27 protein-coding genes are annotated in these 24,575 nt (G+C 55.2%); 7 read left to right on the forward strand and 20 right to left on the reverse strand.

What is annotated here, in order from left to right:
• Nucleotides 1-83 precede the first annotated feature (83 nt).
• Nucleotides 84-539 carry a terminus macrodomain insulation protein YfbV gene (yfbV, locus tag A4308_RS20190; RefSeq protein WP_014884642.1) on the reverse strand — a complete coding sequence of 152 codons (456 nt, stop codon included), beginning with the start codon at nt 537-539 and terminating at the stop codon, nt 84-86.
• Between the two features lie 337 nt (nt 540-876).
• On the opposite strand from yfbV, the gene ackA reads away from it, so the two are divergent.
• Nucleotides 877-2,079: an acetate kinase gene (ackA, locus tag A4308_RS20195; protein WP_014884643.1), complete on the forward strand. Its 1,203-nt coding sequence runs from the start codon at nt 877-879 to the stop codon at nt 2,077-2,079.
• A gap of 76 nt (nt 2,080-2,155) precedes the next feature.
• Entirely contained in the window at nt 2,156-4,297 is a 2,142-nt protein-coding gene (gene pta / locus A4308_RS20200; RefSeq protein WP_014884644.1) for a phosphate acetyltransferase, read from the forward strand.
• Between the two features lie 114 nt (nt 4,298-4,411).
• On the opposite strand, the gene A4308_RS20205 is transcribed toward pta, so the two are convergent.
• The 5 genes from A4308_RS20205 to A4308_RS20225 all read right to left on the reverse strand — a co-directional run bounded on the left by A4308_RS20205 (nt 4,412) and on the right by A4308_RS20225 (nt 8,393).
• A complete protein-coding gene (locus A4308_RS20205) occupies nt 4,412-5,365 on the reverse strand; it encodes a transketolase family protein (RefSeq protein WP_045281757.1) in 954 nt (317 codons plus the stop codon).
• Nucleotides 5,358-6,188: a transketolase gene (locus A4308_RS20210; protein ID WP_023338574.1), complete on the reverse strand. Its 831-nt coding sequence runs from the start codon at nt 6,186-6,188 to the stop codon at nt 5,358-5,360. Before A4308_RS20210 ends, A4308_RS20205 begins: the two co-directional genes overlap by 8 nt.
• Complete coding sequence (locus A4308_RS20215) at nt 6,185-7,576, reverse strand: PTS ascorbate transporter subunit IIC (RefSeq protein ID WP_014884647.1); 1,392 nt, start codon at nt 7,574-7,576, stop codon at nt 6,185-6,187. Before A4308_RS20215 ends, A4308_RS20210 begins: the two co-directional genes overlap by 4 nt.
• 21 nt (nt 7,577-7,597) lie before the next feature.
• Entirely contained in the window at nt 7,598-7,870 is a 273-nt protein-coding gene (locus tag A4308_RS20220) for a PTS sugar transporter subunit IIB (protein ID WP_014884648.1), read from the reverse strand.
• Between the two features lie 79 nt (nt 7,871-7,949).
• Nucleotides 7,950-8,393, reverse strand: coding sequence for a PTS sugar transporter subunit IIA (locus A4308_RS20225; RefSeq protein WP_014884649.1), 444 nt, complete (start codon nt 8,391-8,393; stop codon nt 7,950-7,952).
• A gap of 232 nt (nt 8,394-8,625) precedes the next feature.
• On the opposite strand from A4308_RS20225, the gene A4308_RS20230 reads away from it, so the two are divergent.
• On the forward strand, nt 8,626-9,645 hold the full coding sequence (locus tag A4308_RS20230; RefSeq protein ID WP_045281758.1) for a LacI family DNA-binding transcriptional regulator: 1,020 nt from the start codon (nt 8,626-8,628) through the stop codon (nt 9,643-9,645).
• 3 nt (nt 9,646-9,648) lie between these two features.
• Here the strand turns inward: A4308_RS20230 and yfcD are convergent, their stop codons facing one another.
• Genes yfcD through yfcF form a run of 3 tightly spaced genes read right to left on the reverse strand, consistent with a single transcriptional unit; the run spans nt 9,649 to nt 11,523 of the window.
• Complete coding sequence (gene yfcD / locus A4308_RS20235; RefSeq protein WP_006811396.1) at nt 9,649-10,215, reverse strand: NUDIX hydrolase YfcD; 567 nt, start codon at nt 10,213-10,215, stop codon at nt 9,649-9,651.
• Nucleotides 10,216-10,270: 55 nt separating this feature from the next.
• A complete protein-coding gene (gene yfcE, locus A4308_RS20240) occupies nt 10,271-10,822 on the reverse strand; it encodes a phosphodiesterase (protein WP_014884651.1) in 552 nt (183 codons plus the stop codon).
• 56 nt (nt 10,823-10,878) lie between these two features.
• Nucleotides 10,879-11,523: a glutathione transferase gene (gene yfcF, locus A4308_RS20245; RefSeq protein WP_014884652.1), complete on the reverse strand. Its 645-nt coding sequence runs from the start codon at nt 11,521-11,523 to the stop codon at nt 10,879-10,881.
• A 141-nt stretch (nt 11,524-11,664) separates the two neighbouring features.
• Here yfcF and yfcG point away from each other — a divergent pair, with 141 nt between their 5' ends.
• From yfcG to A4308_RS20265, 4 genes are all read left to right on the forward strand, one after another.
• A complete protein-coding gene (gene yfcG / locus A4308_RS20250; protein ID WP_014884653.1) occupies nt 11,665-12,294 on the forward strand; it encodes a GSH-dependent disulfide bond oxidoreductase in 630 nt (209 codons plus the stop codon).
• A 75-nt stretch (nt 12,295-12,369) separates the two neighbouring features.
• Nucleotides 12,370-12,738: a dihydroneopterin triphosphate 2'-epimerase gene (gene folX, locus A4308_RS20255; protein WP_014884654.1), complete on the forward strand. Its 369-nt coding sequence runs from the start codon at nt 12,370-12,372 to the stop codon at nt 12,736-12,738.
• A 13-nt stretch (nt 12,739-12,751) separates the two neighbouring features.
• Nucleotides 12,752-13,645, forward strand: a complete 894-nt coding sequence (locus tag A4308_RS20260) for a TIGR01777 family oxidoreductase (protein ID WP_023330978.1) — start codon at nt 12,752-12,754, stop codon at nt 13,643-13,645.
• A gap of 44 nt (nt 13,646-13,689) precedes the next feature.
• Complete coding sequence (locus A4308_RS20265) at nt 13,690-14,199, forward strand: GNAT family N-acetyltransferase (RefSeq protein WP_045281759.1); 510 nt, start codon at nt 13,690-13,692, stop codon at nt 14,197-14,199.
• A gap of 122 nt (nt 14,200-14,321) precedes the next feature.
• Here the strand turns inward: A4308_RS20265 and hisP are convergent, their stop codons facing one another.
• From hisP to accD, 11 genes are all read right to left on the reverse strand, one after another.
• Complete coding sequence (gene hisP, locus A4308_RS20270) at nt 14,322-15,095, reverse strand: histidine ABC transporter ATP-binding protein HisP (RefSeq protein ID WP_014884660.1); 774 nt, start codon at nt 15,093-15,095, stop codon at nt 14,322-14,324.
• Nucleotides 15,096-15,103: 8 nt separating this feature from the next.
• Entirely contained in the window at nt 15,104-15,820 is a 717-nt protein-coding gene (locus tag A4308_RS20275; RefSeq protein ID WP_008502590.1) for an ABC transporter permease, read from the reverse strand.
• Nucleotides 15,817-16,503: a histidine ABC transporter permease HisQ gene (locus A4308_RS20280; RefSeq protein WP_014884661.1), complete on the reverse strand. Its 687-nt coding sequence runs from the start codon at nt 16,501-16,503 to the stop codon at nt 15,817-15,819. Before A4308_RS20280 ends, A4308_RS20275 begins: the two co-directional genes overlap by 4 nt.
• A gap of 88 nt (nt 16,504-16,591) precedes the next feature.
• Nucleotides 16,592-17,374, reverse strand: a complete 783-nt coding sequence (hisJ, locus tag A4308_RS20285) for a histidine ABC transporter substrate-binding protein HisJ (protein ID WP_045281760.1) — start codon at nt 17,372-17,374, stop codon at nt 16,592-16,594.
• 226 nt (nt 17,375-17,600) lie between these two features.
• Nucleotides 17,601-18,383 (reverse strand): lysine/arginine/ornithine ABC transporter substrate-binding protein ArgT, encoded by a 783-nt coding sequence (gene argT, locus A4308_RS20290; protein WP_014884662.1) that lies wholly within the window; start codon nt 18,381-18,383, stop codon nt 17,601-17,603.
• 290 nt (nt 18,384-18,673) lie between these two features.
• A complete protein-coding gene (locus tag A4308_RS20295) occupies nt 18,674-19,243 on the reverse strand; it encodes a UbiX family flavin prenyltransferase (RefSeq protein ID WP_014884663.1) in 570 nt (189 codons plus the stop codon).
• An 89-nt stretch (nt 19,244-19,332) separates the two neighbouring features.
• Entirely contained in the window at nt 19,333-20,850 is a 1,518-nt protein-coding gene (purF, locus tag A4308_RS20300; RefSeq protein ID WP_014884664.1) for an amidophosphoribosyltransferase, read from the reverse strand.
• A gap of 33 nt (nt 20,851-20,883) precedes the next feature.
• Entirely contained in the window at nt 20,884-21,372 is a 489-nt protein-coding gene (gene cvpA, locus A4308_RS20305; protein ID WP_000262116.1) for a colicin V production protein, read from the reverse strand.
• A gap of 219 nt (nt 21,373-21,591) precedes the next feature.
• Complete coding sequence (gene dedD / locus A4308_RS20310; RefSeq protein ID WP_045281761.1) at nt 21,592-22,278, reverse strand: cell division protein DedD; 687 nt, start codon at nt 22,276-22,278, stop codon at nt 21,592-21,594.
• Nucleotides 22,268-23,536 (reverse strand): bifunctional tetrahydrofolate synthase/dihydrofolate synthase, encoded by a 1,269-nt coding sequence (gene folC / locus A4308_RS20315; protein ID WP_014884666.1) that lies wholly within the window; start codon nt 23,534-23,536, stop codon nt 22,268-22,270. The genes dedD and folC overlap by 11 nt, the downstream gene beginning before the upstream one ends.
• Before the next feature lie 70 nt (nt 23,537-23,606).
• The gene (accD, locus tag A4308_RS20320) at nt 23,607-24,512 is read right to left on the reverse strand and encodes an acetyl-CoA carboxylase, carboxyltransferase subunit beta (protein WP_014884667.1); all 906 of its coding nucleotides are present in this window, start codon (nt 24,510-24,512) and stop codon (nt 23,607-23,609) included.
• Between the last annotated feature and the right edge of the window lie 63 nt (nt 24,513-24,575).

A 24,575-nucleotide genomic window follows, 5' to 3' on the forward strand; every position in this document is an offset into this window, starting at 1 on the left:
CCTGTAGCGCATTGCACTGTAAAAAAAAGACACGGTAACGGTTTGTTACTGTGCCTTTTTTTGTTAGTCGTTTCGATGATCAATCACAAGTCATCGAGGAATGTTTTATCCAACTGCTTAAAAGCGCGCTTTAACGTGTCCGCCAGCGCCTGGTAATCCGGCTTGCCTTCAACCGGAGCAAGCGCCTGCCCGGCCTCCTCCAGCTTTCCACGGACTTCATAAAACCAGTGTAAAATAGAAGGTGGCAGTGGCGTGATGGACCGTTTTCCTAACCACCACAGCCCCTGCATCGGCAGGCTTAACGCAAAGAGTGCTGTCGCCACGGCCGGGCCAAGCTGTCCGCCTAACGCTATTTGCCAGCACAGGGTAAAAATGGCGACAGGGGGCATAAAGCGAATCGCGTAGCGCGTGGCGCGGATGGTGCGATTCTCAATAAACATTGGCGCAAGGCGCTTTTCCATCGGCCACGTCTTTGCGTAATGCTGTCCCCGACGAAACAGACTGAAGAAATTCACGGTAGGGGTTTCGGGTGTCGACATGGCTGTACCTCAACTTCACGTATAAAAATTAAAATTTTTGTGCAAAACCACAACAGGCTATGACAACGTTCAAAATATTTTGTCATCGCTACCCCGTATCGGGTATCCTGTGCCAGCCTGATTGGGCCATAGACGAGAATCATTCACTCGTCAAATTATCGCACATTATGCCATTGGCTGAAAATTGTGCAAAATGGCATAAAATCATAGTTATTTCTTCCATCATGCCACAATGTTCGTTTGGCATGATGTTAATCATAAATGTCCGAGTCATCATGCGTTACGCTGTTAGACTCACTGACGTTTTTTTAGCCACGTATCAATAATAGGTACTTCCATGTCGAGTAAGTTAGTACTGGTTCTGAACTGCGGTAGCTCCTCACTGAAATTCGCCATCATCGATGCGCTCAACGGTGACGAGTACCTCTCTGGTTTGGCCGAATGTTTCCATCTGCCTGAAGCACGTATCAAGTGGAAGATGGACGGCAGCAAACAAGAAGCGGCTTTAGGTGCAGGCGCCGCTCACAGTGAAGCGCTGAACTTTATCGTTAACACTATTCTGGCACAAAAACCAGAACTGTCTGCTCAGCTGACTGCGATTGGTCACCGTATCGTCCACGGCGGCGAAAAATACACCAGCTCCGTCGTGATCGACGAATCTGTTATCCAGGGCATCAAAGATTCTGCTTCTTTTGCTCCGCTGCACAACCCGGCGCACCTGATCGGTATCGCTGAAGCGCTGAAATCCTTCCCGAATCTGAAAGACAAAAACGTGGCCGTGTTCGACACCGCGTTCCATCAGACCATGCCGGAAGAGTCTTACCTCTATGCCCTGCCATACAGCCTGTACAAAGAGCACGGCGTACGTCGTTACGGCGCGCACGGCACCAGCCACTTCTTTGTGACTCAGGAAGCCGCAAAAATCCTGAACAAACCTGTTGAAGAAGTGAACATCATCACCTGCCATCTGGGCAACGGTGGTTCTGTTTCTGCTATCCGCAACGGTAAATGTGTTGATACCTCCATGGGCCTGACCCCGCTGGAAGGTCTGGTGATGGGTACCCGTTCCGGTGACATCGACCCGGCGATCATCTTCCACCTGCACGACACTCTGGGCATGAGCGTTGACGACATCAACAAAATGCTGACTAAAGAGTCTGGCCTGCTGGGTCTGACCGAAGTCACCAGCGACTGCCGCTATGTTGAAGACAACTACGCAGAGAAAGCAGACGCTAAACGTGCAATGGACGTTTACTGCCACCGTCTGGCGAAATACATCGGTTCTTACACTGCGCTGATGGACGGTCGTCTGGACGCGGTTATCTTCACCGGTGGTATCGGTGAGAACGCAGCTATGGTTCGTGAACTGTCCCTGGGCAAACTGGGCGTTCTGGGCTTCGACGTTGATCACGAGCGTAACCTGGCTGCGCGTTTCGGCAAGTCTGGCTTCATCAACAAAGAAGGCACCCGTCCGGCTATCGTTATCCCAACTAACGAAGAGCTGGTCATCGCGCAAGACGCACACCGCCTGACTGCCTGATTCCACACCGCCAGCAATGCTGGCGGTGCTGTTTTGTAACCCGCCCCGTGTCGGCGGTAACGAAAGAGGATAAACCGTGTCCCGTACTATTATGCTGATCCCTACCGGAACCAGCGTCGGCCTGACCAGCGTCAGCCTTGGCGTAATCCGTGCTATGGAACGCAAAGGCGTTCGTCTGAGCGTCTTTAAGCCAATCGCCCAGCCTCGTGCCGGTGGCGATGCGCCTGACCAGACCACCACCATCGTTCGCAAAAACTCCAATCTGCCAGCGGCTGAACCGCTGAAGATGAGTCACGTTGAGTCGCTGCTCTCCAGCAACCAAAAAGACGTGCTGATGGAAGAGATCATCGCCAACTACCATGCAAATGCGCAGGACGCAGAAGTGGTGCTGGTTGAAGGTCTGGTCCCGACGCGCAAACACCAGTTTGCTCAGTCTCTGAACTTTGAAATCGCGAAAACCCTGAACGCAGAGATCGTTTTCGTCATGTCCCAGGGCACTGATACCCCGGAACAGCTGAACGAGCGTATCGAACTGACACGCAGCAGCTTCGGCGGCACGAAAAACACCAACATCACCGGCGTGATCGTGAACAAACTGAACGCCCCGGTTGACGATCAGGGCCGTACTCGCCCAGACCTGTCTGAGATCTTCGACGACTCTTCCAAAGCGAAGGTCATCAAAGTTGATCCGGCGAAACTGCAGGATTCCAGCCCGCTGCCTGTTCTCGGCGCGGTACCCTGGAGCTTCGATCTGATTGCCACCCGTGCAATCGATATGGCGCGTCACCTGAACGCGACCATCGTTAACGAAGGCGATATCAATACCCGCCGCGTGAAGTCCGTGACCTTCTGTGCGCGTAGCATTCCGCACATGCTGGAACACTTCCGCGCAGGTTCCCTGCTGGTAACGTCTGCCGATCGTCCTGACGTGCTGGTTGCAGCGTGTCTGGCGGCGATGAACGGCGTAGAGATCGGTGCCATCCTGCTGACCGGCGCTTACGAGATGGATCCACGCGTGAGCAAGCTGTGCGAACGCGCGTTTGCCACTGGCCTGCCGGTCTTCATGGTGAATACCAACACCTGGCAGACCTCCCTGAGCCTGCAGAGCTTCAACCTGGAAGTGCCGGTTGATGACCACGAGCGTATCGAGAAAGTTCAGGAATACGTTGCAGGTTACATCAACGCAGACTGGATCGAATCCCTGACCGCGACCTCCGAGCGCAGCCGCCGTCTGTCTCCTCCTGCATTCCGTTACCAGTTGACCGAGCTGGCGCGTAAAGCGGGCAAACGTGTTGTTCTGCCAGAAGGTGACGAGCCACGTACCGTTAAAGCGGCGGCTATCTGTGCAGAGCGCGGCATCGCGACCTGTGTGCTGCTGGGTAACCCGGATGAGATCAACCGCGTTGCGGCGTCTCAGGGCGTTGAGCTGGGTGCGGGCATCGAAATCGTTGACCCTGAAGTGGTTCGTGAAAGCTACGTTGCCCGTCTGGTTGAACTGCGTAAGAGCAAGGGCATGACCGAAGCCGTTGCGCGCGAGCAGCTGGAAGACAACGTGGTGCTGGGTACGCTGATGCTGGAGCAGGACGAAGTTGACGGTCTGGTTTCCGGTGCAGTTCACACCACCGCAAACACCATCCGTCCACCGCTGCAGCTGATCAAAACCGCACCGGGCAGCTCTCTGGTCTCCTCCGTGTTCTTCATGCTGCTGCCTGAACAGGTTTATGTTTACGGCGACTGCGCGATCAACCCGGATCCAACCGCAGAGCAGCTGGCTGAGATCGCTATTCAGTCCGCAGATTCCGCGACTGCCTTCGGCATCGAGCCGCGCGTTGCGATGCTCTCCTACTCCACCGGTACTTCTGGTGCAGGTAGCGACGTAGAGAAAGTGCGTGAAGCGACCCGTATTGCTCAGGAAAAACGTCCGGATCTGATGATCGACGGCCCGCTGCAGTACGACGCCGCCGTGATGGCTGACGTGGCAAAATCCAAAGCGCCGAACTCTCCGGTTGCAGGTCGCGCTACCGTGTTCATCTTCCCGGATCTGAACACCGGTAACACCACCTATAAAGCGGTACAGCGTTCAGCAGACCTGATCTCCATCGGGCCAATGCTGCAGGGTATGCGCAAACCTGTGAACGACCTGTCCCGTGGTGCGCTGGTTGACGATATCGTCTATACCATCGCGCTGACGGCGATCCAGTCTTCGCAGCAGCAGTAATTGTAAGGTCTTGCCGGATGGCGCTTCGCTTATCCGGCCTACAGGACCGTAGGCCCGGTAAGCGCTAGCGCCACCGGGCAACAAAAAGGCGACCACAAAGGGTCGCCTTTTTTATTACAGCAGCTCTCGCGCCGCCGACACGATGTCATGTGCCGTCAGGCCGTACTCCTTCTGCAGGAAGTCCTGCGTCCCCACCTGACCGTAACGCTCTTTCACCCCCACGCGGCGCATTGGCACCGGGCAGGTTTCCACCAGCACTTCCGCCACCGCCGAGCCAAGACCGTTGTGAATGCTGTGGTTTTCACAGGTCACGATGCGCCCGGTTTTCTCAGCGTAGTTTTTCACCAGCATGCGGTCGATGGGCTTCAGGGTGAACATATCAATAACCGCTGCACTGACCCCCTCCAGCTCCAGCTGACGCGCCGCCTCCAGCGCTTCCGCTACCATAATGCCATTGGCGATAAGCGTAATATCGCTTCCCTCACGCAGCACGTTGCCTTTGCCGATGGTGAAGGTTGAGCCCGGCGCATACACGCTCGGGGCCTGCTTACGGATGGTGCGTACCCAGTAGAAGCCTTCCAGATCGATAAGCTGGCGCAGCACATCGTCAAACATCACCGCGTCGGTCACCTCCAGCACCACCGAGTGCGCCAGACCGCGCACAATGCCCATATCCTCAAACGACATATGCGTCCCGCCGTTGTGACAGGCCGTCACGCCAGCATCCGAGGCTATCACCTTCACGTTGTTACGCTGATAGTCCAGGGACATAAACAGCTGGTCGAAGCAGCGTCGGCTGGCAAACGCGGTGAACGTATGCACGAACGGTTTGCGACCGGTGAGCGACAGCCCGGCAGCTGTACCGATCACGTTGGCCTCCATGATGCCGCAGTTAATCACGTGCTGCGGATAATCGCGCGCCACGCCGTCCATCGCCATCGAACTCATCAGGTCCGCTTCCAGGGCGATAATCTCGCTTCCGGCCTCAATCTGCTTTGCCACGAAGCCCGCGTAGACCTTACGCATCTCAACGGCGTCTTTCTGTCCTGCCGGTGCAACCTTAATCATGTGAAGCCTCCAGTTGGCGAATCGTCTCGTTGAGGGCCGCTTTGCTCTCCGCGGTCAATCGCAGGTGGTGCGAATTGCTGAGCTGTTCCAGATACGGCACCCCCTGCCCTTTAATGCTGTCGAGGATCACCACCTGCGGGCGGGCGTCTTTCGCCGGCACGCGCGACGTCACGTCCAGCAGCGCCGGAATGTCGTCTCCCTTCACGGTCACCACGTCAAAACCAAAGGCACGGAATTTCCCTTCGAGGTCAAACGCGCAAATGATTTCATCCAGTTCGCCATCCAGCTGCTGTTTGTTCCAGTCGACGAATACCGTCAGATTGTTCAGACGATGGTGGGCAATAAACTGGAAGGCTTCCCAGCACTGTCCCTCGTTCAGCTCGCCGTCACCGACAATGCAGAAAACCCGATTCGGTCGCCCCGCGAGCTTGTGCGATAGCGCCATCCCGCCGGCAATGGAAATCCCCTGCCCCAGCGAACCGGTGGTCGCATCCACGCCGCGCGTTTTCAGGCGATCCGGATGGCTCGGCAGGCGCGTACCGTTCTGGTTCAGGGTGCTCAGCTCCTCCACCGGGAAGTAGCCCTTGATCGCCAGCGTGCTGTACAGCGCCGGGCCCGCATGGCCTTTCGACAGGACAAAGTAGTCGCGCTCTGGCCAGTCCGGATCCGCCGGGTCGATTTTCATCACCGCGCCGTACAGCACGGCCAGCGTTTCGACCACCGACATGCTGCCGCCGTAGTGTCCAAATCCGAGCTGCGTCAGCGATTTCAGCGTCTCAAGGCGAATCTGGCGCGCCAGCTCGGTTATCTCATTCTCATTCATGATTTGGCTCCGGTATTTTCCTGCGCGTTACCGCCCGCAGGTTTGTTTTTCGCAAACAGGTTGTAGGCCACCAGCAGCGCGAACAGCGCCACGACCAGCCCGGTGATGGCAAGCGGTGACAGGAAGCGCGCCAGGTTACCGAGCACAATCCCCACCGCGCCGAAATCGGCGTCCGAGAAGGTGGTGTTAGCAAAGCCAATCGCGCCCAGCACTGGCAGCAGCAGAACCGGCAGGAAGGTAATCAGCAGACCATTGGCGAAGGCGCCTATCATTGCCCCGCGACGTCCGCCGGTGGCATTACCGAACACGCCCGCCGTTGCACCGGTAAAGAAGTGCGGCACGACGCCCGGGAGGATCAGCACCCAGCTGAACTGCCCGCAGATGAACAACCCGACAATTCCCCCGAGGAAGCTGAACAGGAAGCCAATCAGCACGGCATTTGGCGCATAGGGGTAGACCACCGGGCAGTCCAGCGCGGGGCGTGCGTTCGGCACCAGTTTTTCAGAGAAGCCGGTAAAGGCCGGGACGATTTCCGCCAGAATCAGGCGCACGCCCTGCAGGATGATGAAAACGCCCGCCGCGAAGGTGATCGCCATGATAATGGCATAAACCAGGTAGTTCTGACCGCCGCTGAAGGTGGCTTCGACGTACTCCCGCCCGGCGCTCACCGCCATGATCAGGTAGATAATCATCATCGTCAGGGAGATAGAGATCGAACTGTCGCGCAGGAAGCTCAGGTTCTTCGGCAGGTTCATCTCTTCGGTTGAACGAGAGCCTTTGCCGACCTTGCTGCCAATCCAGCCAGACAGCACGTAGCCCAGGGTGCCAAAGTGGCCGAATGCGATCTCATCGTTGCCGGTGATGCGCTTCATGTAACGCTGCGCAATGGCCGGGAAGAAAGCCATAATCAGGCCGAGGATCAGCGATCCGGTAAAGACCAGCCCTACCCCCTCAAAGCCCGCCACGGTGAGAATTACGCCAATCATGCACGCCATGTAAAACGTGTGGTGCCCGGTCAGGAAGATGTACTTCAGACGGGTAAAGCGCGCGACGATAATATTCGCTACCATCCCAAACGCCATAATCAGCGCGGTAGAGGCACCGTATTTTTCCAGCGCAATCGAAACAATCGCTTCATTATTGGGAATGATGCCCTGAATATTAAAGGCGTGCTCGAACATACCCCCCAATGGATTTAATGACCCCACCAGCACCGTGGCGCCACCGCCCAGCACAATAAAACCAAGAATCGTTTTAATGGTTCCCTTCACCACATCTGAAAACGCTTTTTTCTGCGCAACCAGACCGATCAAGGCAATTAATCCGACCAGCACCGAAGGGACTTTTAAAATATCAACAACGAAATTCAGCGTTTCAAGGATAAACATATCCACCTCGCCTTATCAGGATTATTGTCTTTCGAACCAGGCACGCAGTTGCGCTTCAAGTTCGTTGATATCAATGATGTTATTGATCACCACCAGTTGGCTTTCCGGTACGCTGGCGCTGGCGGCAATATCTTTTGCCATCACGAACAGGTCAGCCGCGCCCGGCGTGGCGGAGGAGAGATCGGAGTGTTCAACCTCGGCGTCAATTTCCAGCTTTTTGAGCACCTTTTTAATGTTCATTTCGACCATAAAACTGCTGCCCAGGCCAGACCCACAAATAGCCATGATTTTCATTGTTGTCCCCTTTAATGAGTAGAGCACGCCCCATCACGCTGGCGCGTAATGTTGTGAATAATCGGATTAAAGAATTAAATCAGAAGCGGTCAATAATGGTTTTAATGTCCTCCAGGGTATTCGCCTGATGTAATTTTTCCATATCTTCGTCGCTGGAAAATAACTCTGCCAGCGATGAGATCATCTCGATATGGCTATGTTTGTCCGGTGCCGCGAGCATAATAATGACATCGACAGGGTCAAACTCCCCGGCACCAAAAGAGACACCCTGTTTTAGTTTTAGTAATGACAACCCCAGTCCTTTGGCGCCTTCTTCCGGCCGCGCATGCGGCATGGCCAGCCCTGGTGCCAGCACATAATACGGTCCTAAAGCATGATGCTGCTGAATGATTGCCGTCACGTATTCCGGTTCAATCACCTGCAGCTCCAGTAACGGTTTCGCGCATATCTCCAGCGCCTGAGGCCAGCTTTCAACACTCTCCTGAAGCGTGATGGTTGTATCATATATCCACTTTTTGAGCACTTTTCACTCCGTCGTCACGCCAAAGATGAGCAAACTTTATTCAACCCATCAATCCTTGACTGCGATCCCGGTCACAAAGATAGCGCTACCAACGATTAACATGCAGAAGTGTGATAGCGCTATCAAAATGCCATCATCGTGTGAAATCACAGCAAAAAAAGGGATTTAAGGCGTATACTGCCTGTCACCTGGAGTGAAGGAATAAGAACGCGTCTGGTCAGCAGGAAGGTGTATGTCTTTAACCCGAAAACGGCGCAGTACCGGAAAAGTCACGCTCGCGGATGTCGCACAGCTTGCCGGAGTTGGCACGATGACCGTCTCCCGTGCGCTCCGCACGCCGGAACAGGTTTCCGATAAACTGCGTGAAAAAATTGAAGCTGCGGTGCAGGAACTGGGTTATATGCCCAATCTCGCCGCCAGCGCACTGGCATCGGCGTCGTCATGGACGATCGCAATGGTTGTTCCTAATCTTTCCGAAGCTGGGTGTTCAGAGATGTTTGCCGGGCTACAGCAGGTGCTTCAGCCTGCCGGATACCAGATCATGCTGGCCGAGTCTCAGCATCGTCTTGAACAGGAGGAAAAGCTGCTGGAAACGCTGCTGGCGTCAAATATTGCCGCCGCGATCCTGCTCAGCGTGGAGCATACCGACACCGTTCGCCACTGGCTGAAAAATGCCTCCATCCCGGTGATGGAGATGGGTGCTATGCGCGCCGACCCGATTGATATGAATATCGGGATTGATAACGTGGCGGCCATGTATGAGCTAACAGAAATGGTTATTAAGCGCGGCTACCAGAATATCGGCCTGCTGTGCGCCAACCAGGAACAGTGGATTTTCCAGCAGCATTTGCAGGGCTGGTACAAAGCGATGCTGCGCCATCATCTGTCGCCGAACCGGGTAATTAACGCCGCCATGCCGCCGAGCTTCTCGACCGGTGCGGCGCAGCTGCCTGAGTTTCTGCTGGCGTGGCCGGAGCTGGATGCGCTGGTATGCGTTTCAGACGAACTGGCCTGTGGTGCGCTGTATGAGTGTCAGCGTCGGCGAATCAAAGTGCCGGACGATCTTGCCGTCGTGGGCTTTGGGGATAGCGACGTCAGCCGCGTCTGTCAGCCGCCACTGACGACCATGGCGGTACCGCATCGAAAGATTGGAATTGAGGCCGGGAAAGCGTTACTGGAACGTCTGAATGATGGAGACTGGCGCGACCATAAACCTATCGCGTCCAGCCTGTGTATGCGGGAAAGCTGTTAAGGCTTATTCAGCCTCTTCCTCTTTTTCCGCTTTATTTTCCGGCTTAGCGGATTCGTTTTTGGCGTTGCGGGTCATCCACAGCGCCAGTGCTTTTAACGAATCCGGCGTGAACTCGTCGCAACGCGCGGTAATCTCTTCCGGCGTCATCCAGCAGACTTCGCTCACTTCTTCTTCCTGCAGGGCGAAAGGCCCGTGGGAAACGCAGCTAAACAGTCCGCCCCAGACGCGGCAATGTTCGTCTTCGAAATAGAACTGCCCGTGTTCAGCAAATGGCACACCGGCAATCCCTAACTCTTCTTCCGCTTCACGACGCGCGGAATCCAGCAGCACTTCATCGGCCTGCACGACACCACCCGCTGTGGCATCCAGCATACCTGGGAGAAAATCTTTCGTGTCCGTGCGACGCTGAACCAGAATCTTGCCCATGCCGTCATGCACAACAATGTAGGTTGCACGGTGACGCAGACGCTCTGCACGCATTTGTTCGCGGCTGGCCTGCGCGATCACTTCATTTTCTTCGCTGACAATGTCAACCCATTCAGTACTTGCCAAATGATTCTGCTCCACCATCGGGAAACCTTCTCGTCTAAGCGCTCTTTCGGCGCGTTTGCAGTTGGGGTGTAACTTACGGATTAATCGCTACCTGCGCAATAACTTGCTGATCATTAAGTGCGATTACGCTCAGGGTATTTCCATCCAGCATGCCATAGCTCGCAGGATATCCGCCTTTGGGTATGCTGACCGACCCCGGGTTAACGTGATAAATTTCACCGCGTTTTTCAGCCACCGGAATATGAGTATGACCGTAAACCAGTACATCGCCAGCCGCGAGTGCCGGGAGATTATCCGGGCCGAAAAGGTGCCCGTGGGTCAGGAACAGGCGGCTGTTTTCCAGCAGTACCTGTTGCCACGGAGCGGTAAGGGGAAAGTGCAGTAGCATCTGGTCGACTTCGCTGTCGCAGTTACCGCGCACGGCAATGATGCGCGAGGCAAACGGATTAAGCTTCTCCGCGACCTGCGCAGGGGCATAGCCTTCCGGCAGCGCATTGCGCGGGCCATGGTTTAACACATCCCCCAGAATCACCAGCCATTGCGCGCCGCTTTGCGCAAACAGAGAAAGCACGCGCTCGGTCGCGGGCAGCGATCCATGGATATCCGACGCAAACATCAATTTCATTCGTCTCTCCCTCGGAAAACACACTGCCCTTATCATACCTGAAGCGTCAGGGCTTATCAGCCCGCGCGCTTAGCGGAGAGTGCCACATAGCGCTGCACAGAGGCGCGCTGCCACTGGAACGCTGCATAATCCACCAGCAGCTGAGGGACTTCATCGCCGTTGAGGATCAGGCGGTTCAGCATCAGCGCCAGGTCGGTATCGGCAATGCACCATTCACCAAACAGGTTCGGATTGCCGTGCGCGAGAAGCGACGTGGCCGTTTCAATCAGTTTTTGGGCGCTGTGCGTACCTTCCGCGCTCAGAGCTGGCTTTTTCACCCCGGCAAACACGACATCTGTCGAGCGCTCTACACGAATCGGCACCAGGTCGCTACGTAGCCACGCCTGGATCTGCCGCGCACGGGCGCGTTTTTGCAGATCGTGAGGATAGATCCGTTCCCACTCGGGCGGCGCAAAACGATCTTCCAGGTATTCATCGATCGCTGATGATTCGCTCAGCGCAAAGCCGTCAACCTCCAGCACCGGCACGCGTCGGGTGAGATCGTAACCCTGCCACTGCGGTTTGAGATGTTCCCCGCCGTCGAGATCAACGGTCTTCAGCGTAAAAGTAAGCCCTTTTTCAGCCAGCGCAACGTACACGCTCATGACATAGGGGGAAAAGAAATTCGCATCGGACCACAACGTGATTAGGGGCTGGTTCATAACATCCTCATCGGCTGATCGGTTTTTTACTCAACATATAATCTCTTTGCCCCGCTGTCACTTGATGAAAACTCACGATTTACAACAATTACCTATACTCAGTTGTCGTGGCACTACTATTCGCATGGACAGGAGTTGAGAATGATTGACCTTTATTACGCCCCTACCCCAAACGGCCATAAGATCACCCTCTTTCTCGAAGAAGCCGAACTGGATTACAGAATCATTCGCGTGGATATCAGCAAAGGTGAACAGTTCAGTCCTCTCTTTCTGGCTATCTCGCCGAACAATAAAATTCCGGCCATTATTGACAATCAGCCGGCCGACGGAGGAAGACCGTTGAGCCTGTTTGAATCCGGCGAAATTTTGCTCTATCTGGCGGAGAAAACCGGCAAACTCCTGAGCGGGGAGCTGCGTGAACGTCACCATACCTTGCAATGGCTCTTCTGGCAGGCGAGCGGACTTGGGCCCATGCTGGGACAGAACCACCATTTTACCGCTTACGCCCCGCAGCCCATCCCTTATGCGATAGAACGCTATCAGGTGGAGACGCAACGTTTGTATGGCGTGCTAAACCAGCGGCTGGAAAAAACGCCGTGGCTTGGGGGAGATCATTACAGCATTGCCGATATCGCCTGCTGGCCGTGGGTGAATACCCATGAAAAACACCGGATTGATCTCGCGTCCTACCCGGCGGTGAACAACTGGTTTGAACGTATCCGTACCCGCCCGGCCACCGAACGCGCACTGCAAAAAATCCAGCAGATTTAACCTTATAGGAGGCTGTGTGCCTGCAAGCCTCTCATGTATTATGGGCGGCAATTACTGACACGGAGAAGACCTGCAATGTCACAGCCAGACGCTATTATTCGTATAAAAAATTTACGCTTGCGTACCTTCATCGGTATCAAAGAGGAAGAGATTGCCAACCGTCAGGATATTGTCATTAATGTGGTTATTCACTATCCCGCCGACAAAGCGCGGGCCAGCGAAGACATCAATGACGCGCTGAACTATCGCACGATAACCAAAAACATCATTCAGTACGTGGAGAACAACCGCTTCTCTCTGCTGGAGAAATTAACTCAGGATGTGCTCGATATCGCACGCGATCATCACTGGGTCACTTATGCTGAAGTAGAGATCGATAAACTTCACGCCCTGCGCTACGCCGACTCCGTCTCTATGACGTTAAGCTGGCGATGCCAGGGATAAACCTGGAGGTTGTATGAAGATTTTGCTGACCGGCGGTACGGGTCTGATTGGTCGCCATCTCATTGCGCGTCTTCAGGCGCTGCATCATGACATCACCGTGGTGACGCGCAGCCCGGAAAAAGCGCGTCAGGTGCTGGGCGCAGGCGTCGACATCTGGAAAGGGCTGGCTGAGCAGCAGAATCTGGACGGCTTTGATGCCGTCATCAACCTCGCGGGTGAACCCATTGCCGATAAGCGCTGGACCGAAGAGCAGAAACAGCGGCTCTGCAGCAGCCGCTGGAACATCACCGAGAAGCTGGTTGAGCTGATTCGCAACAGCCACACGCCGCCGTCGGTGCTGATTTCGGGCTCAGCGACGGGCTATTACGGCGATCTTGGCGAAGTGGTGGTGACCGAGGAAGAGCCGCCCCACAACGAATTTACCCATAAACTCTGTGCCCAGTGGGAACGCATCGCCTGTGCGGCGCAAAGCGATCGTACCCGCGTCTGCCTGCTGCGTACCGGTGTGGTACTGGCGCCGAACGGCGGTATTTTGGGCAAAATGCTCCCGCCTTTTAAGCTGGGACTCGGTGGACCGATTGGCAACGGCCGTCAGTATCTGGCGTGGATCCATATCGACGATATGGTCAACGGCATTCTCTGGCTGCTGGATAACGACCTGCGCGGACCGTTTAATATGGTCGCGCCATATCCCGTGCGTAATGAACAGTTTGCTCACGCTCTGGGGCACGCCCTGCATCGCCCGGCGATATTGCGCGTACCTGCCACGGTGATTCGCCTGATGATGGGTGAAGCGTCCGTGCTGGTATTAGGCGGACAACGGGCGCTACCCAAACGGCTGGAAGCGGCGGGGTTCGCGTTCCGCTGGTATGACTTAGAAGAGGCGCTGGGGGATGTGGTGCGGTGAATATGTTACAGTTGTACGCCATGTTCCGATGAAATGGCGTAACAATGGCAACCATCACCACTCCCCGGCTTCATCTCACCCCTTTCGAACCCACCGACTGGGCCTTCTTCCGCTCGCTGCGTGAAAACCGCGACATCATGCGCTATATGTCCGCCATCGCGCCGGAAAAAGAGACCCGACGCGTGTTTGCCGCGCGCCTGATGGCCGAGCATGTTTTCGTGATCCGTTTTCGGGATGAGGAGACCCCGCTTGGCGATATTGGCCTGCAAATCAGCCCGGCGAATCATGAAGAGGCAGATATCGGCTATACGGTTGTGCCTGCTGCGCAGGGGAAAGGTATTGCCAGCGAGGCGCTGCGCGCGGTGTGTGATTACGCCTTTAACCAGACCGGCGTGAAGGCCATTAACGCGTTTGTGCTGGCGGATAACGGCGGGTCGGTGCGCGTGCTGGAGAAAGCCGGTTTTGTGCGTACGCAGGTACTGGAAAAGGCATATGAAATTAATGGGGTGCGGTATGACGAGTGGGTCTATCGGCTGGAGTGTGGTGCGGTCTGAATGCCGGGCGGCACTGCGGTTTTTGTAGGCCCGGTAAGCGAAGCGCCACCGGGCGATTGGGCTGTACTGCGGTCTGATGCCCTCGTCCCAACCCTCTCCCACAGGGAGAGGGAAAACCCCCGTTATTTCAGGGAGCCTTTCAGGAACTGCTGCAGACGCGGGCTTTGCGGATTCGCTAAGACGTCGTCCGGATGGCCCTGCTCTTCAATTTTGCCCTGATGCAGGAAGATGACGTGGTTAGAAACGTTACGGGCAAAGCCCATCTCGTGCGTCACCACCACCATCGTTTTGCCCTCTTCGGCCAGCTTCTGCATGATGCGCAGCACTTCGCCAACGAGTTCAGGATCCAGCGCTGAGGTCGGTTCATCGAACAGCAGCACTTCGGGTTCCATCGCCAGCGCGCGGGCGATGGAGACACGTTGCTGCTGACCGCCGGAGAGGTGCACCGGGTATTTCATCTGCTGACGCTCGTCGATACCCACTTTCGCCAGGTATTTCACCGCGCGCTCGCGGGCTTCCTGTTTGCTCAGGCCCAGCACCTGAATCGGCGCTTCCATCACGTTCTCCAGCACCGTCATATGGCTCCAGAGGTTGAAGTGCTGGAACACCATGGTCAGACGCGTGCGCAGCAGACGCAGCTGATTCTTATCCGCCACCTTCAGCTGGCCGTCTTTATCGCGTATCAGATTAATATTCTGCCCGCTCACCACAATCGAGCCTTCACTCGGTTTTTCGAGGAAGTTAATGCAGCGCAGGAAGGTACTTTTACCCGAGCCGGATGAGCCGATGATACTGATTACGTCGCCTGCATTCGCCTGCAGCGACACCCCTTTCAGCACTTCATGTTCGCCGTAGCGTTTGTGCAAATCAATAACGTTTAATTTGTTCTCAGCCATCATCTTTCTCAGTGCGTCGAAGAAGGTTTTATATGCTGCAACCAGCGTTTTTCAGCCTTGCGGAACAGGCTAATCAAGACATAAGAGATAATTAAATAGAGCACCGCCGCAATGCCAAACGCGGTAAACGGCTGATAGGTCGCGGAGTTAATATCGCGCGCGATTTTGAGCAGATCCGGCACCGTCGCGGTAAAGGCAAGCGCAGTGGAGTGCAGCATCAGAATCACTTCGTTGCTGTACGCAGGCAGCGCAATACGCAGCGCCGATGGCAGAATAATGCAGCGGTAAAGTTTTACCGACGAAAAGCCATACGCCCGCGCCGCTTCAATCTCGCCATAAGGCACGGAACGAATAGCCCCGGCGAAGATCTCGGTGGTATAGGCACAGGTGTTGAGCGTCAACGCCAGCACCGTACAGTTCAGGCCGCTACGGAAGAACGCATTCAGCATTTCCGTGCCTTTTACGATTTCCAGCGTGTACATGCCTGAATAGAAGACCAGCAGCTGCACGTACAGCGGCGTACCGCGAAAGACATAGGTAAACAGCCAAATGGGGAACTGAATAAATTTATTGTTCGACACGCGGCCAATGGCGAGAAACACCGCCAGAATGCCGCCCATCACCACGGACGAAATCAGCAGCCACAGCGTGATCGCCACGCCGGTAAAGCGATAGCCATCTGTCCACAGCAGGGATTTCCAGTATTCCTGAATAATCTCAATCACAGGTCAGCCCTCTTCACACCCACGGAGTAGCGACGCTCAAGCAGAAGCAGCACACCATTGGAGACGGTCGTAAAGACCAGATAGATCACGCCACAAACCACCGCAAAGTAGAAGGGCTCCCAGGTGCTTTTACCCGCCAGCTGAGTGGCTTTGACCACATCTTCCAGACCGAGCAAAGAGACCAGCGCCGTCGCTTTGAGGATAACCTGCCAGTTGTTACCAATGCCCGGCAGCGCATAGCGCATCATGGCCGGGAACATGATCCGGCGAAACGTTTGTGAAGAGGTAAAACCAAATGCGGTTGCCGCCTCAATGTGACCTTTCGGCACGGCCATATAAGCACCGCGAAAGGTTTCGGTGAAGTAGGCACCGTAGATAAAACCGAGGGTAATAATACCGGCCACCATCGGGTCGATATCAATTTGTCCCAGTCCCATCGCATCCGTTACGCTGTTTAACGCAATCTGCAGACCATAAAAGATGAGCAGCATCAGCACCAGATCGGGTACGCCGCGAATGAGCGTGGTATAGCCTTCAAAAATGAGCGCCAGCGGTTTGTTAGCCGAAAGCTTCGCCCCTGCGCCCGCCAGACCTATCAGCACCGCCAGCACCACGGAGCTGATAGCCAGCTCAAGGGTGACAAGCGCGCCCTGTAAAATGACGCCAGAAAATCCGTACAGCATACCGCGAGCCCTGTCGTATCGTGAGTGGTGAAACCGTGTCTTTTCCCCTCCCGCATCGGGAGGGGCCGCACGTTATTTGACGGAGCGATTAGCCGCCGTACACATTGAAATCAAAGTACTTTTTCGCCAGCTTGTCATAGGTACCGTCAGCGCGCATTTCCGCAAACGCTTTGTTCAGCGCTTCGCGCAGTTCGTTGTCTTCTTTGCGCAGGCCCATACCGGTACCCACACCGAACAACTTCACATCCTTAATGGACGGACCGCCGAACTTGTAATCTTTGCCCATCGGCGTTTTCAGGAAGCCTTCGCTTGCCGCGACTTCATCCTGGAATGCCGCATCAATACGGCCGGCCGTCAGGTCTGCGTAAATATTTTCCTGGCCCTGATAGGAGACAATTTCGATCCCCTTCGGCGCCCAGTGCTCGTTACCGTAGGTTTCCTGGGTGGTGCCCTGCAGCACGCCCACGCGTTTGCCCTTCAGCGACTCAAGCGTTGGCTGAATATCAGAAGACTTCGCCACCACCAGACGTGAATCGGCCGCGTAGAGTTTGTCGGTGAAGGCAATCTCCTGCTGGCGTTTTTCAGTGATGGAGAGCGAGGACATAATTACGTCGATTTTTTTTGCTTTAAGGGATGGGATCAGCGCGTCCAGCGGGTTCTCAACGTAGGTACATTGCGCTTTGATGCGTTTGCACAGCTCATTGGCCAGATCGATGTCAAAACCCACCAGCTCACCCTTTGAATTCTTCGATTCAAACGGCGCATAGGTTGGATCGGTACCAATACGGATTTTCTGCGGAATGGCTGCGAATGCCGCGGTGGCGCTGGAAAAGGCCAGCACCAGAGATAGTGACAACACGAGTTTTTTCATATTTGTCCTCAACAAACTGTCTTCATACGGGATTTTTACGACGACGGGGTGGTGCTAATGTGCCATTAATCCCCACTTTCAGGCAAAGATTAATGCCTTCGGGCCGGGATATTTTGCATTATAAATGCGTAAGTATGCACAAAGCGATCCAATATAGTGCATTTAACGCACCATACTGGATCACCCCTTCGCCTGATGCCTCTTTTCAGTGCATCACCGTCAGGTCTCAGTCACCGTAGACGTTGAAGTCGAAGTATTTCTTCGCCAGTTTGTCGTAAGTACCGTCTTTACGCAGCTCTGTAAACGCTTTGTCAAAGGCGGCTTTCAGCTCGGTATCATCCTTACGCAGGCCAATACCGGTGCCGTCACCAAAGTATTTTTTGTCTTTCACGGACGGGCCTGCAAAAGCGTAGTCTTTCCCGGCTGGCTGCTTCAGGAAGCCTTCGCTCGCGGCGACTTCATCCTGGAATGCAGCATCCAGACGGCCCGCCGACAGGTCAGAGTAAATCAGATCCTGATTCTGATAGGCAACCACGTCGACACCCTTCTCGCGCCAGTTGGCATTGGCATAACCTTCCTGCGTTGACCCCTGGAGCACGCCAACATGCTTGCCTTTCAGCGAGTCGATGGTCGGCTGGATCGGGGAGCCTTTAGCAGCAATCAGACGTGAATCAGCGGCGTAGAGCTTGTCAGAGAAGGCAATCTCCTGCTGACGTTTTTCGGTGATAGAGAGAGAAGAGATAATGGCGTCGATTTTCTTGGCTTTCAGCGACGGAATTAATGCGTCAAAGTCGCTGCCCACCCATGTGCATTTTACCTGCATGCGTTTGCACATTTCATTTCCCAGATCGATATCAAACCCCACGAAATCGCCTTTCGCATCCTTGGAAGAGAATGGCGCGTAGGTTGCGTCTGTACCGATACGAACCGTCTGTGGAAGCGCCGCATAGCTACCTGCCGCCGCACTTAACCCCACCAGCAAAGACAGAGCCAGAACCGTCTTCTTCATACATTTACCCTCAAGTACCGTGATTTTATTATGTATTGTGTTGTGTGTTGTGTTGCAGGCTTCTCTTGCAGGTCTTATGCCACATTGCCGTCTGGTCAAAACTTCGACGTTAAATATGTTAATAAAACGTTGCGATATTGCCTTAATGGTGAAAGATAGCAGGTCTGCCGAACGAACCGGAGAGAGAAAAAGGGAAAAAACGAATTAAATGTCGAGGATATGATCGCCGTTGCATAATTGCCCTGAAACAGGGCAACGTCTCTTTTCATGCACAGCATGTGTGCACAGAATCAGGCTCCCTGCCAGCGGGTGAAGAGATCTTCCGGCAGGTCGATATCAAACTGATCCAGCACGCGGTTGACGGTCTGGTTGATCACATCATCCAGCGACTGCGGGCGATGATAAAACGCCGGTACCGGCGGCATGATCACGGCGCCCAGCTCGGCGGCCTGGGTCATCAGGCGCAAATGCCCCAGATGTAGCGGCGTTTCCCGCACGCAAAGCACCAGCGGGCGACGTTCCTTCAGCACGACATCCGCCGCGCGCGTCACCAGCGTGTCGGTATAGCTGTTCACAATGCCGGAGAGCGTTTTAATTGAACAGGGCAGGATCACCATGCCAGCGGTTTTAAACGAGCCTGAGGAGATGCTGGCGGCGATATCGCGCGCGTCGTGCACGACGTCGGCCAGTGCCTGAACATCACGCAGGGAGAGATCGGTTTCAAGGGAGAGGGTTTGTCGCGCCGCCTGGCTCATCACCAGATGGGTTTCGACTTCCGCTACGTCGCGCAAAACCTGCAGCAGACGTACGCCGTAAATGGCGCCACTGGCACCGCTGAGCCCAACAATGAGTCGTTTCATGATTTTCGCCCTTACTGATTTCAGGGCAGACTGTGCAGGATTTCGCGGGGAGTTGCAAGTGAGGGCGAACGCCCTCACTTGCAGAGAGATTAACCTTCGTTGTGCATCTCTAAACTTTCGAGATCGTTTTGCAGCTGAACGGCTTTCGCATCGTCGTTGCGCAGCGAATCAAGATAGTCAAGGTACTGCTGGTCGACGTCTTTCGTCACATAGACGCCGTTAAACACGGAGCATTCGAACTGCTGAATCTCCGGGTTCTCGGCGCGCACCGCGTCGATAAGATCGTTCAGATCCTGGAAAATCAGGCCATCGGCGCCGATAATCTGACGAATTTCGTCCACTTCGCGACCGTGCGCAATCAGCTCATTGGCGGTTGGCATATCGATGCCGTACACGTTCGGGAAGCGAATTTCCGGTGCGGCAGACGCCAGATACACTTTCTTCGCCCCCGCTTCGCGCGCCATCTCGATAATCTGCTCAGAGGTGGTACCACGCACGATGGAGTCATCCACCAGCAGAACGTTCTTATCACGGAATTCGGCGCGGTTGGCGTTCAGTTTACGACGTACAGACTTACGGCGCAGGTGCTGGCCCGGCATGATGAAGGTGCGGCCAACGTAGCGGTTCTTCACGAAGCCCTGACGGTAAGGTTTATCCAGAATACGGGCAATTTCCAGAGCGATATCGCAGGAGGTTTCCGGGATAGGAATAACCACGTCGATGTCGAGATCGTCCCATTCGCGAGCAATCTTCTCGCCGAGCTTCGTGCCCATATTTACGCGCGCGCTGTAGACGGAAATCTTGTCGATGAAGGAGTCCGGGCGGGCGAAATAGACGTATTCAAACAGGCACGGGTTGCTGACCGGGTTGTCGGCACACTGACGGGTAAACAGCTGGCCCTTCTCGGTGATATACACCGCTTCGCCCGGCGCAACGTCACGCAGGAATTCGAAGCCCAGGGTATCCAGCGCCACGCTCTCAGAGGCAACCATATATTCGGTACGGCCATCGCCAAGGTCGCGCTTGCCCAGCACCAGCGGACGAATGCCGTTTGGATCGCGGAAGGCAACCATACCGTGACCGATAATCATCGCCACGCAGGCGTATGCACCGCGGATCTGGCGGTTGGTCGCAGCAATGGCAGCAAAGATATTGTCTGCTTCCAGCGGGTAGTGACGGAAGTTATCCAGCTCGCTGGCGAACACGTTGAGCAGGATTTCAGAATCAGAGGTGGTGTTAATGTGGCGACGTTTCTCTTCGAACAGCTTTTTACGCAGCTCATGGGCGTTGGTCAGGTTGCCGTTATGGGCAAGGGTGATGCCATACGGTGAGTTGACGTAGAAAGGCTGTGCCTCAGAGGCGCTGGAACTGCCAGCAGTAGGATAACGAACGTGACCGATCCCCATATTACCTTGCAGACGCTGCATATGGCGGGCTTCAAACACATCGTTTACCAGGCCATTCGCCTTACGTAAACGGAAGCAGTTGTTTGCATCAATGGTGATGATACCCGCAGCATCCTGCCCACGGTGCTGAAGCACCGTTAACGCGTCATAAATCGACTGGTTTACCGGCATGAAACCGGCGATACCGACAATACCGCACATTCGTCTTTTCCTCGTTAAGCCACATCTCAGGGTTTATGCCCTGGGCAAAAAACTCGACGAGCTTTGCAGATAGTCAAAGAACCATCTGATGATGAAGCTGAACTCAGGAATGAGCTGCGATTTCTGCCAGTCTTCACTTTTGGAGAACCCGGTGAAGGTATCCAGGAAGAACAGGATGGCGGCCACAATCAGCACACCTCGCAACGCCCCGAAACAGATCCCGAGTACCCTGTCCGTTCCTGACAGACCGGTTTTCTCGACCAGCTGACCTATCACGTAATTGACGATAGCACCAACAATCAGCGTCGCGATAAACAGCACCGCGATGGCGATTCCATTTCGGACCAGTTCATCTTCAAAGCCCGTGAACCAGACAGACAGGTAAGTGTAGTAATGACTGGCAACAAAGAAAGCACAACCCCAAGTCACCAGCGATAACGCTTCACGAACAAAGCCACGGATCAGGCTAACCAGACAGGAAAAACCAATCACCGCAATGATGGCGTAATCAATCCAGACCATATGTGTCCCACGATTTAACGCCCTGTCATCCAGTTCGGGGCGAATTCTAACAGAAAAAGAAAACGTTTGCGTAGGGATTTCCTTCCCGCGCGTAAATAAAAAAGGCGCTGAAAAAATAATCAACGCCACGGTCCTTTTGACATCTCTGTGGACGTCTTCTCCCCCTCACCCCGGCCCTCTCCCTTGAGGGGCGAGGGTTAGGGTGAGGGGGAGATCTTATCAGTTCGCGCTATAGTTCATCACCACACCGCTCAGACCGGAGATCTGCTTCAGCTCACCCAGCGAGCCTTTCAGCTTATCTTTAGACGCTTCCGGCCCCACAAGGATACGGGTAATTTTACCCTGCACCGGCGTGGAAGGTGAAGTGTAAACACGATAGCCCGCGCTGCGCAGTTTACCCACGACCTCGTTAACTTTATCGGCGTTTTTCAACGCGCCCAGTTGCACAACATAGGCTTTGCCGGTCGGGGCTGCGTCTTGCTTCGCTGGCGGAGGGGTTTCTGACGCAGCAGCCAGTTGCTCTTCCGCTTTATCACGCGTTGGCTTCGGCTGCGGTTTCTCTACCGGCTTCGGTTTTTCAACAGGCTTAGGCTTCTCTACCGGTACCGGATCAATCTCGATGTTGTTATTCGCCGCCAGACGCGACGGGTCGAGCGACGGCGCAGCGGCATCGCCCGCGCGAACTTCTTCAGCCGCCCCTTCCGGCGGCTGGGCAGGCAGCGCCTGTGTCGCCGCAGGCAGCATATCCGGTTCATCACGGTCGCCCGGTTTTGGCACCAGCGGAATGGCTGCAAACTCGTCCTGATAATGCTTTTTCTGCCCGTCGAGCAGCCCGGGAAGAATAATCACCCCGAGCGCGACCAGCACAATGGTTCCTGTTAAACGGTTCTGAAACTTACTCGCCACCGGTTCTCCCCGCGTCCATCACTTCCATGACATGTGCCACCGTGTGGAAAGAGCCACACACCAGCACGGTATCTTCTGGTTTAGCATCCGCCATCGCGGCATGCCAGGCCTGAGCCACGCTACTATAGATTGCGCCTTTGCCGAGATGTTCCATCAACTGCTCGGCCGTCGCACCACGCGGCCCCTCAAGAGGAGCACAATACCAGCTATCGACCACACTCTCCATGCAGGCCAGCGTGCCACCGATATCTTTATCATGAAGCATACCGATAACCGCCAGCACGCGCCCGGTTTTTGGTAACGATTTGAGACGTCCTGCGAGGTACGCCGCTGCGTGTGGGTTGTGCGCCACGTCCAGGATCAGGCGCGGTGACTCACTCACAATCTGAAAACGTCCCGGCAGCAGCGCATTCTGAATGCCGTCGCGGATCGCCTGATCGCTGACCGCTAATCCGCTGGCGCGCAATGCCGCCAGCGCGGTTGCCGCGTTAGGCTGTGGCACCTGCGGCAGCGGCAGGTTGTCCAGCATTCCCTGCGCATCGCTAAAGCGCCAGCCGTTATCCTGAACCTCATATTGCCAGTCAACGCCACGGCGCAGCAACAGAGCCCCCTTCTCCTGGGCCACGTCAGCAATAGTGTGCGGCATATCCGGCTCACCGACCACGGCGGGTTTATTCGCCCGGAAAATACCGGCCTTCTCGCGACCAATGCTTTCGCGATCCGGCCCCAGCCAGTCGATATGGTCCAGCGCGATACTGGTGACCACCGCCACGTCCGCATCCACCATATTGGTGGCATCAAGCCGCCCGCCAAGACCCACTTCCAGAATCACCACATCCAGCTGCGCCTGTTTGAACAGCCACAATGCCGAAAGCGTGCCGTACTCGAAATAGGTTAACGAGATATCACCTCGCGCGGCTTCGATTTCCGCGAACGACGCCGTATGCGCCGATTCCGGCAGCTCGCTGTTCTGCACGCGAACCCGCTCAGTGTAACGTACCAGGTGTGGTGAGCTGTAAACGCCAACCTTGTAACCCGCCGCCATCAGGACGGATTCCAGCGTACGGCAGGTAGTGCCTTTACCGTTGGTGCCTGCGACGGTGAAAACGAAAGGCGCAGGTTTCAGCACGCCCAGACGCGCGGCAACCTGGCTTACGCGCTCAAGCCCCATATCAATGGTTTTACTGTGCAGGTTTTCCAGATAAGAAAGCCACGCGGCCAGGGGCGACGTGGCTTGAGGAATGCTTTTATTTTCCATGATGCCCGGTTGTCATTAGCAGGTTATAAAGCAAAAGGGCAGCGCCATCTGGCCCTGCCCTTTTCAGTTATCAGGCCTCGGGTTCCTGATCCGGTACCACCACGCCTTCGCGCGGCTCATCCGGGTTTGGCGCGGGCAGATTCATCAGCTTCGCCAGAACGCTTGCCAGTTTCAGGCGCATTTCCGGACGGCGGACGATCATATCGATGGCGCCTTTCTCAATGAGGAACTCACTGCGCTGGAAGCCCGGCGGCAGTTTTTCACGAACGGTTTGCTCAATGACGCGAGGACCAGCGAAACCGATCAATGCTTTTGGCTCAGCAATGTTCAGATCGCCCAGCATCGCGAAGCTTGCAGAGACGCCTCCCATGGTTGGGTCGGTCAGCACGGAAATGTAAGGCAGACCGCGTTCCTGCATTTTCGCCAGCGCCGCAGAGGTTTTCGCCATCTGCATCAGAGACATCAGCGCTTCCTGCATACGTGCTCCGCCAGAGGCAGAGAAGCAGATCAGCGGGCAGTTATCTTCCAGCGCTTGCTCAACGGCACGCACAAAACGTGCGCCCACGACAGAGCCCATTGAGCCACCCATAAAGGAGAACTCAAACGCCGCGGCGACAACCGGCATTTCATGCAGGGTGCCTTTCATGACGATCAGCGCGTCTTTCTCGCCAGTCTCTTTCTGTGCAGAGGCCAGACGATCTTTGTATTTTTTGGAATCGCGGAACTTCAGCACATCTTTTGGCTCAAGCTCACTGCCCAGTTCTACCAGTGAACCTTCGTCCAGCAGGCTATGCAGGCGGTTACGCGCCGACATACGCATATGGTGGTCACACTTCGGACACACTTCAAGATTGCGTTCCAGCTCTGCACGGTACAGAACCTGGCCGCAGCTATCACACTTAGTCCATACCCCTTCAGGAATGCTCGCTTTGCGCGTTGGGGTAATGTTGCTTTTAATTCGTTCAATCCAGCTCATTGATAACCTTTCTGCCTGAACCTGGTCGTATGCCAGTTTTGCTATAAGAGGCGAATAATGCCA

It is taken from the genome of Enterobacter sp. ODB01, from assembly GCF_001623605.1.
Taxonomy (GTDB): Bacteria; Pseudomonadota; Gammaproteobacteria; order Enterobacterales; family Enterobacteriaceae; genus Enterobacter; species Enterobacter kobei.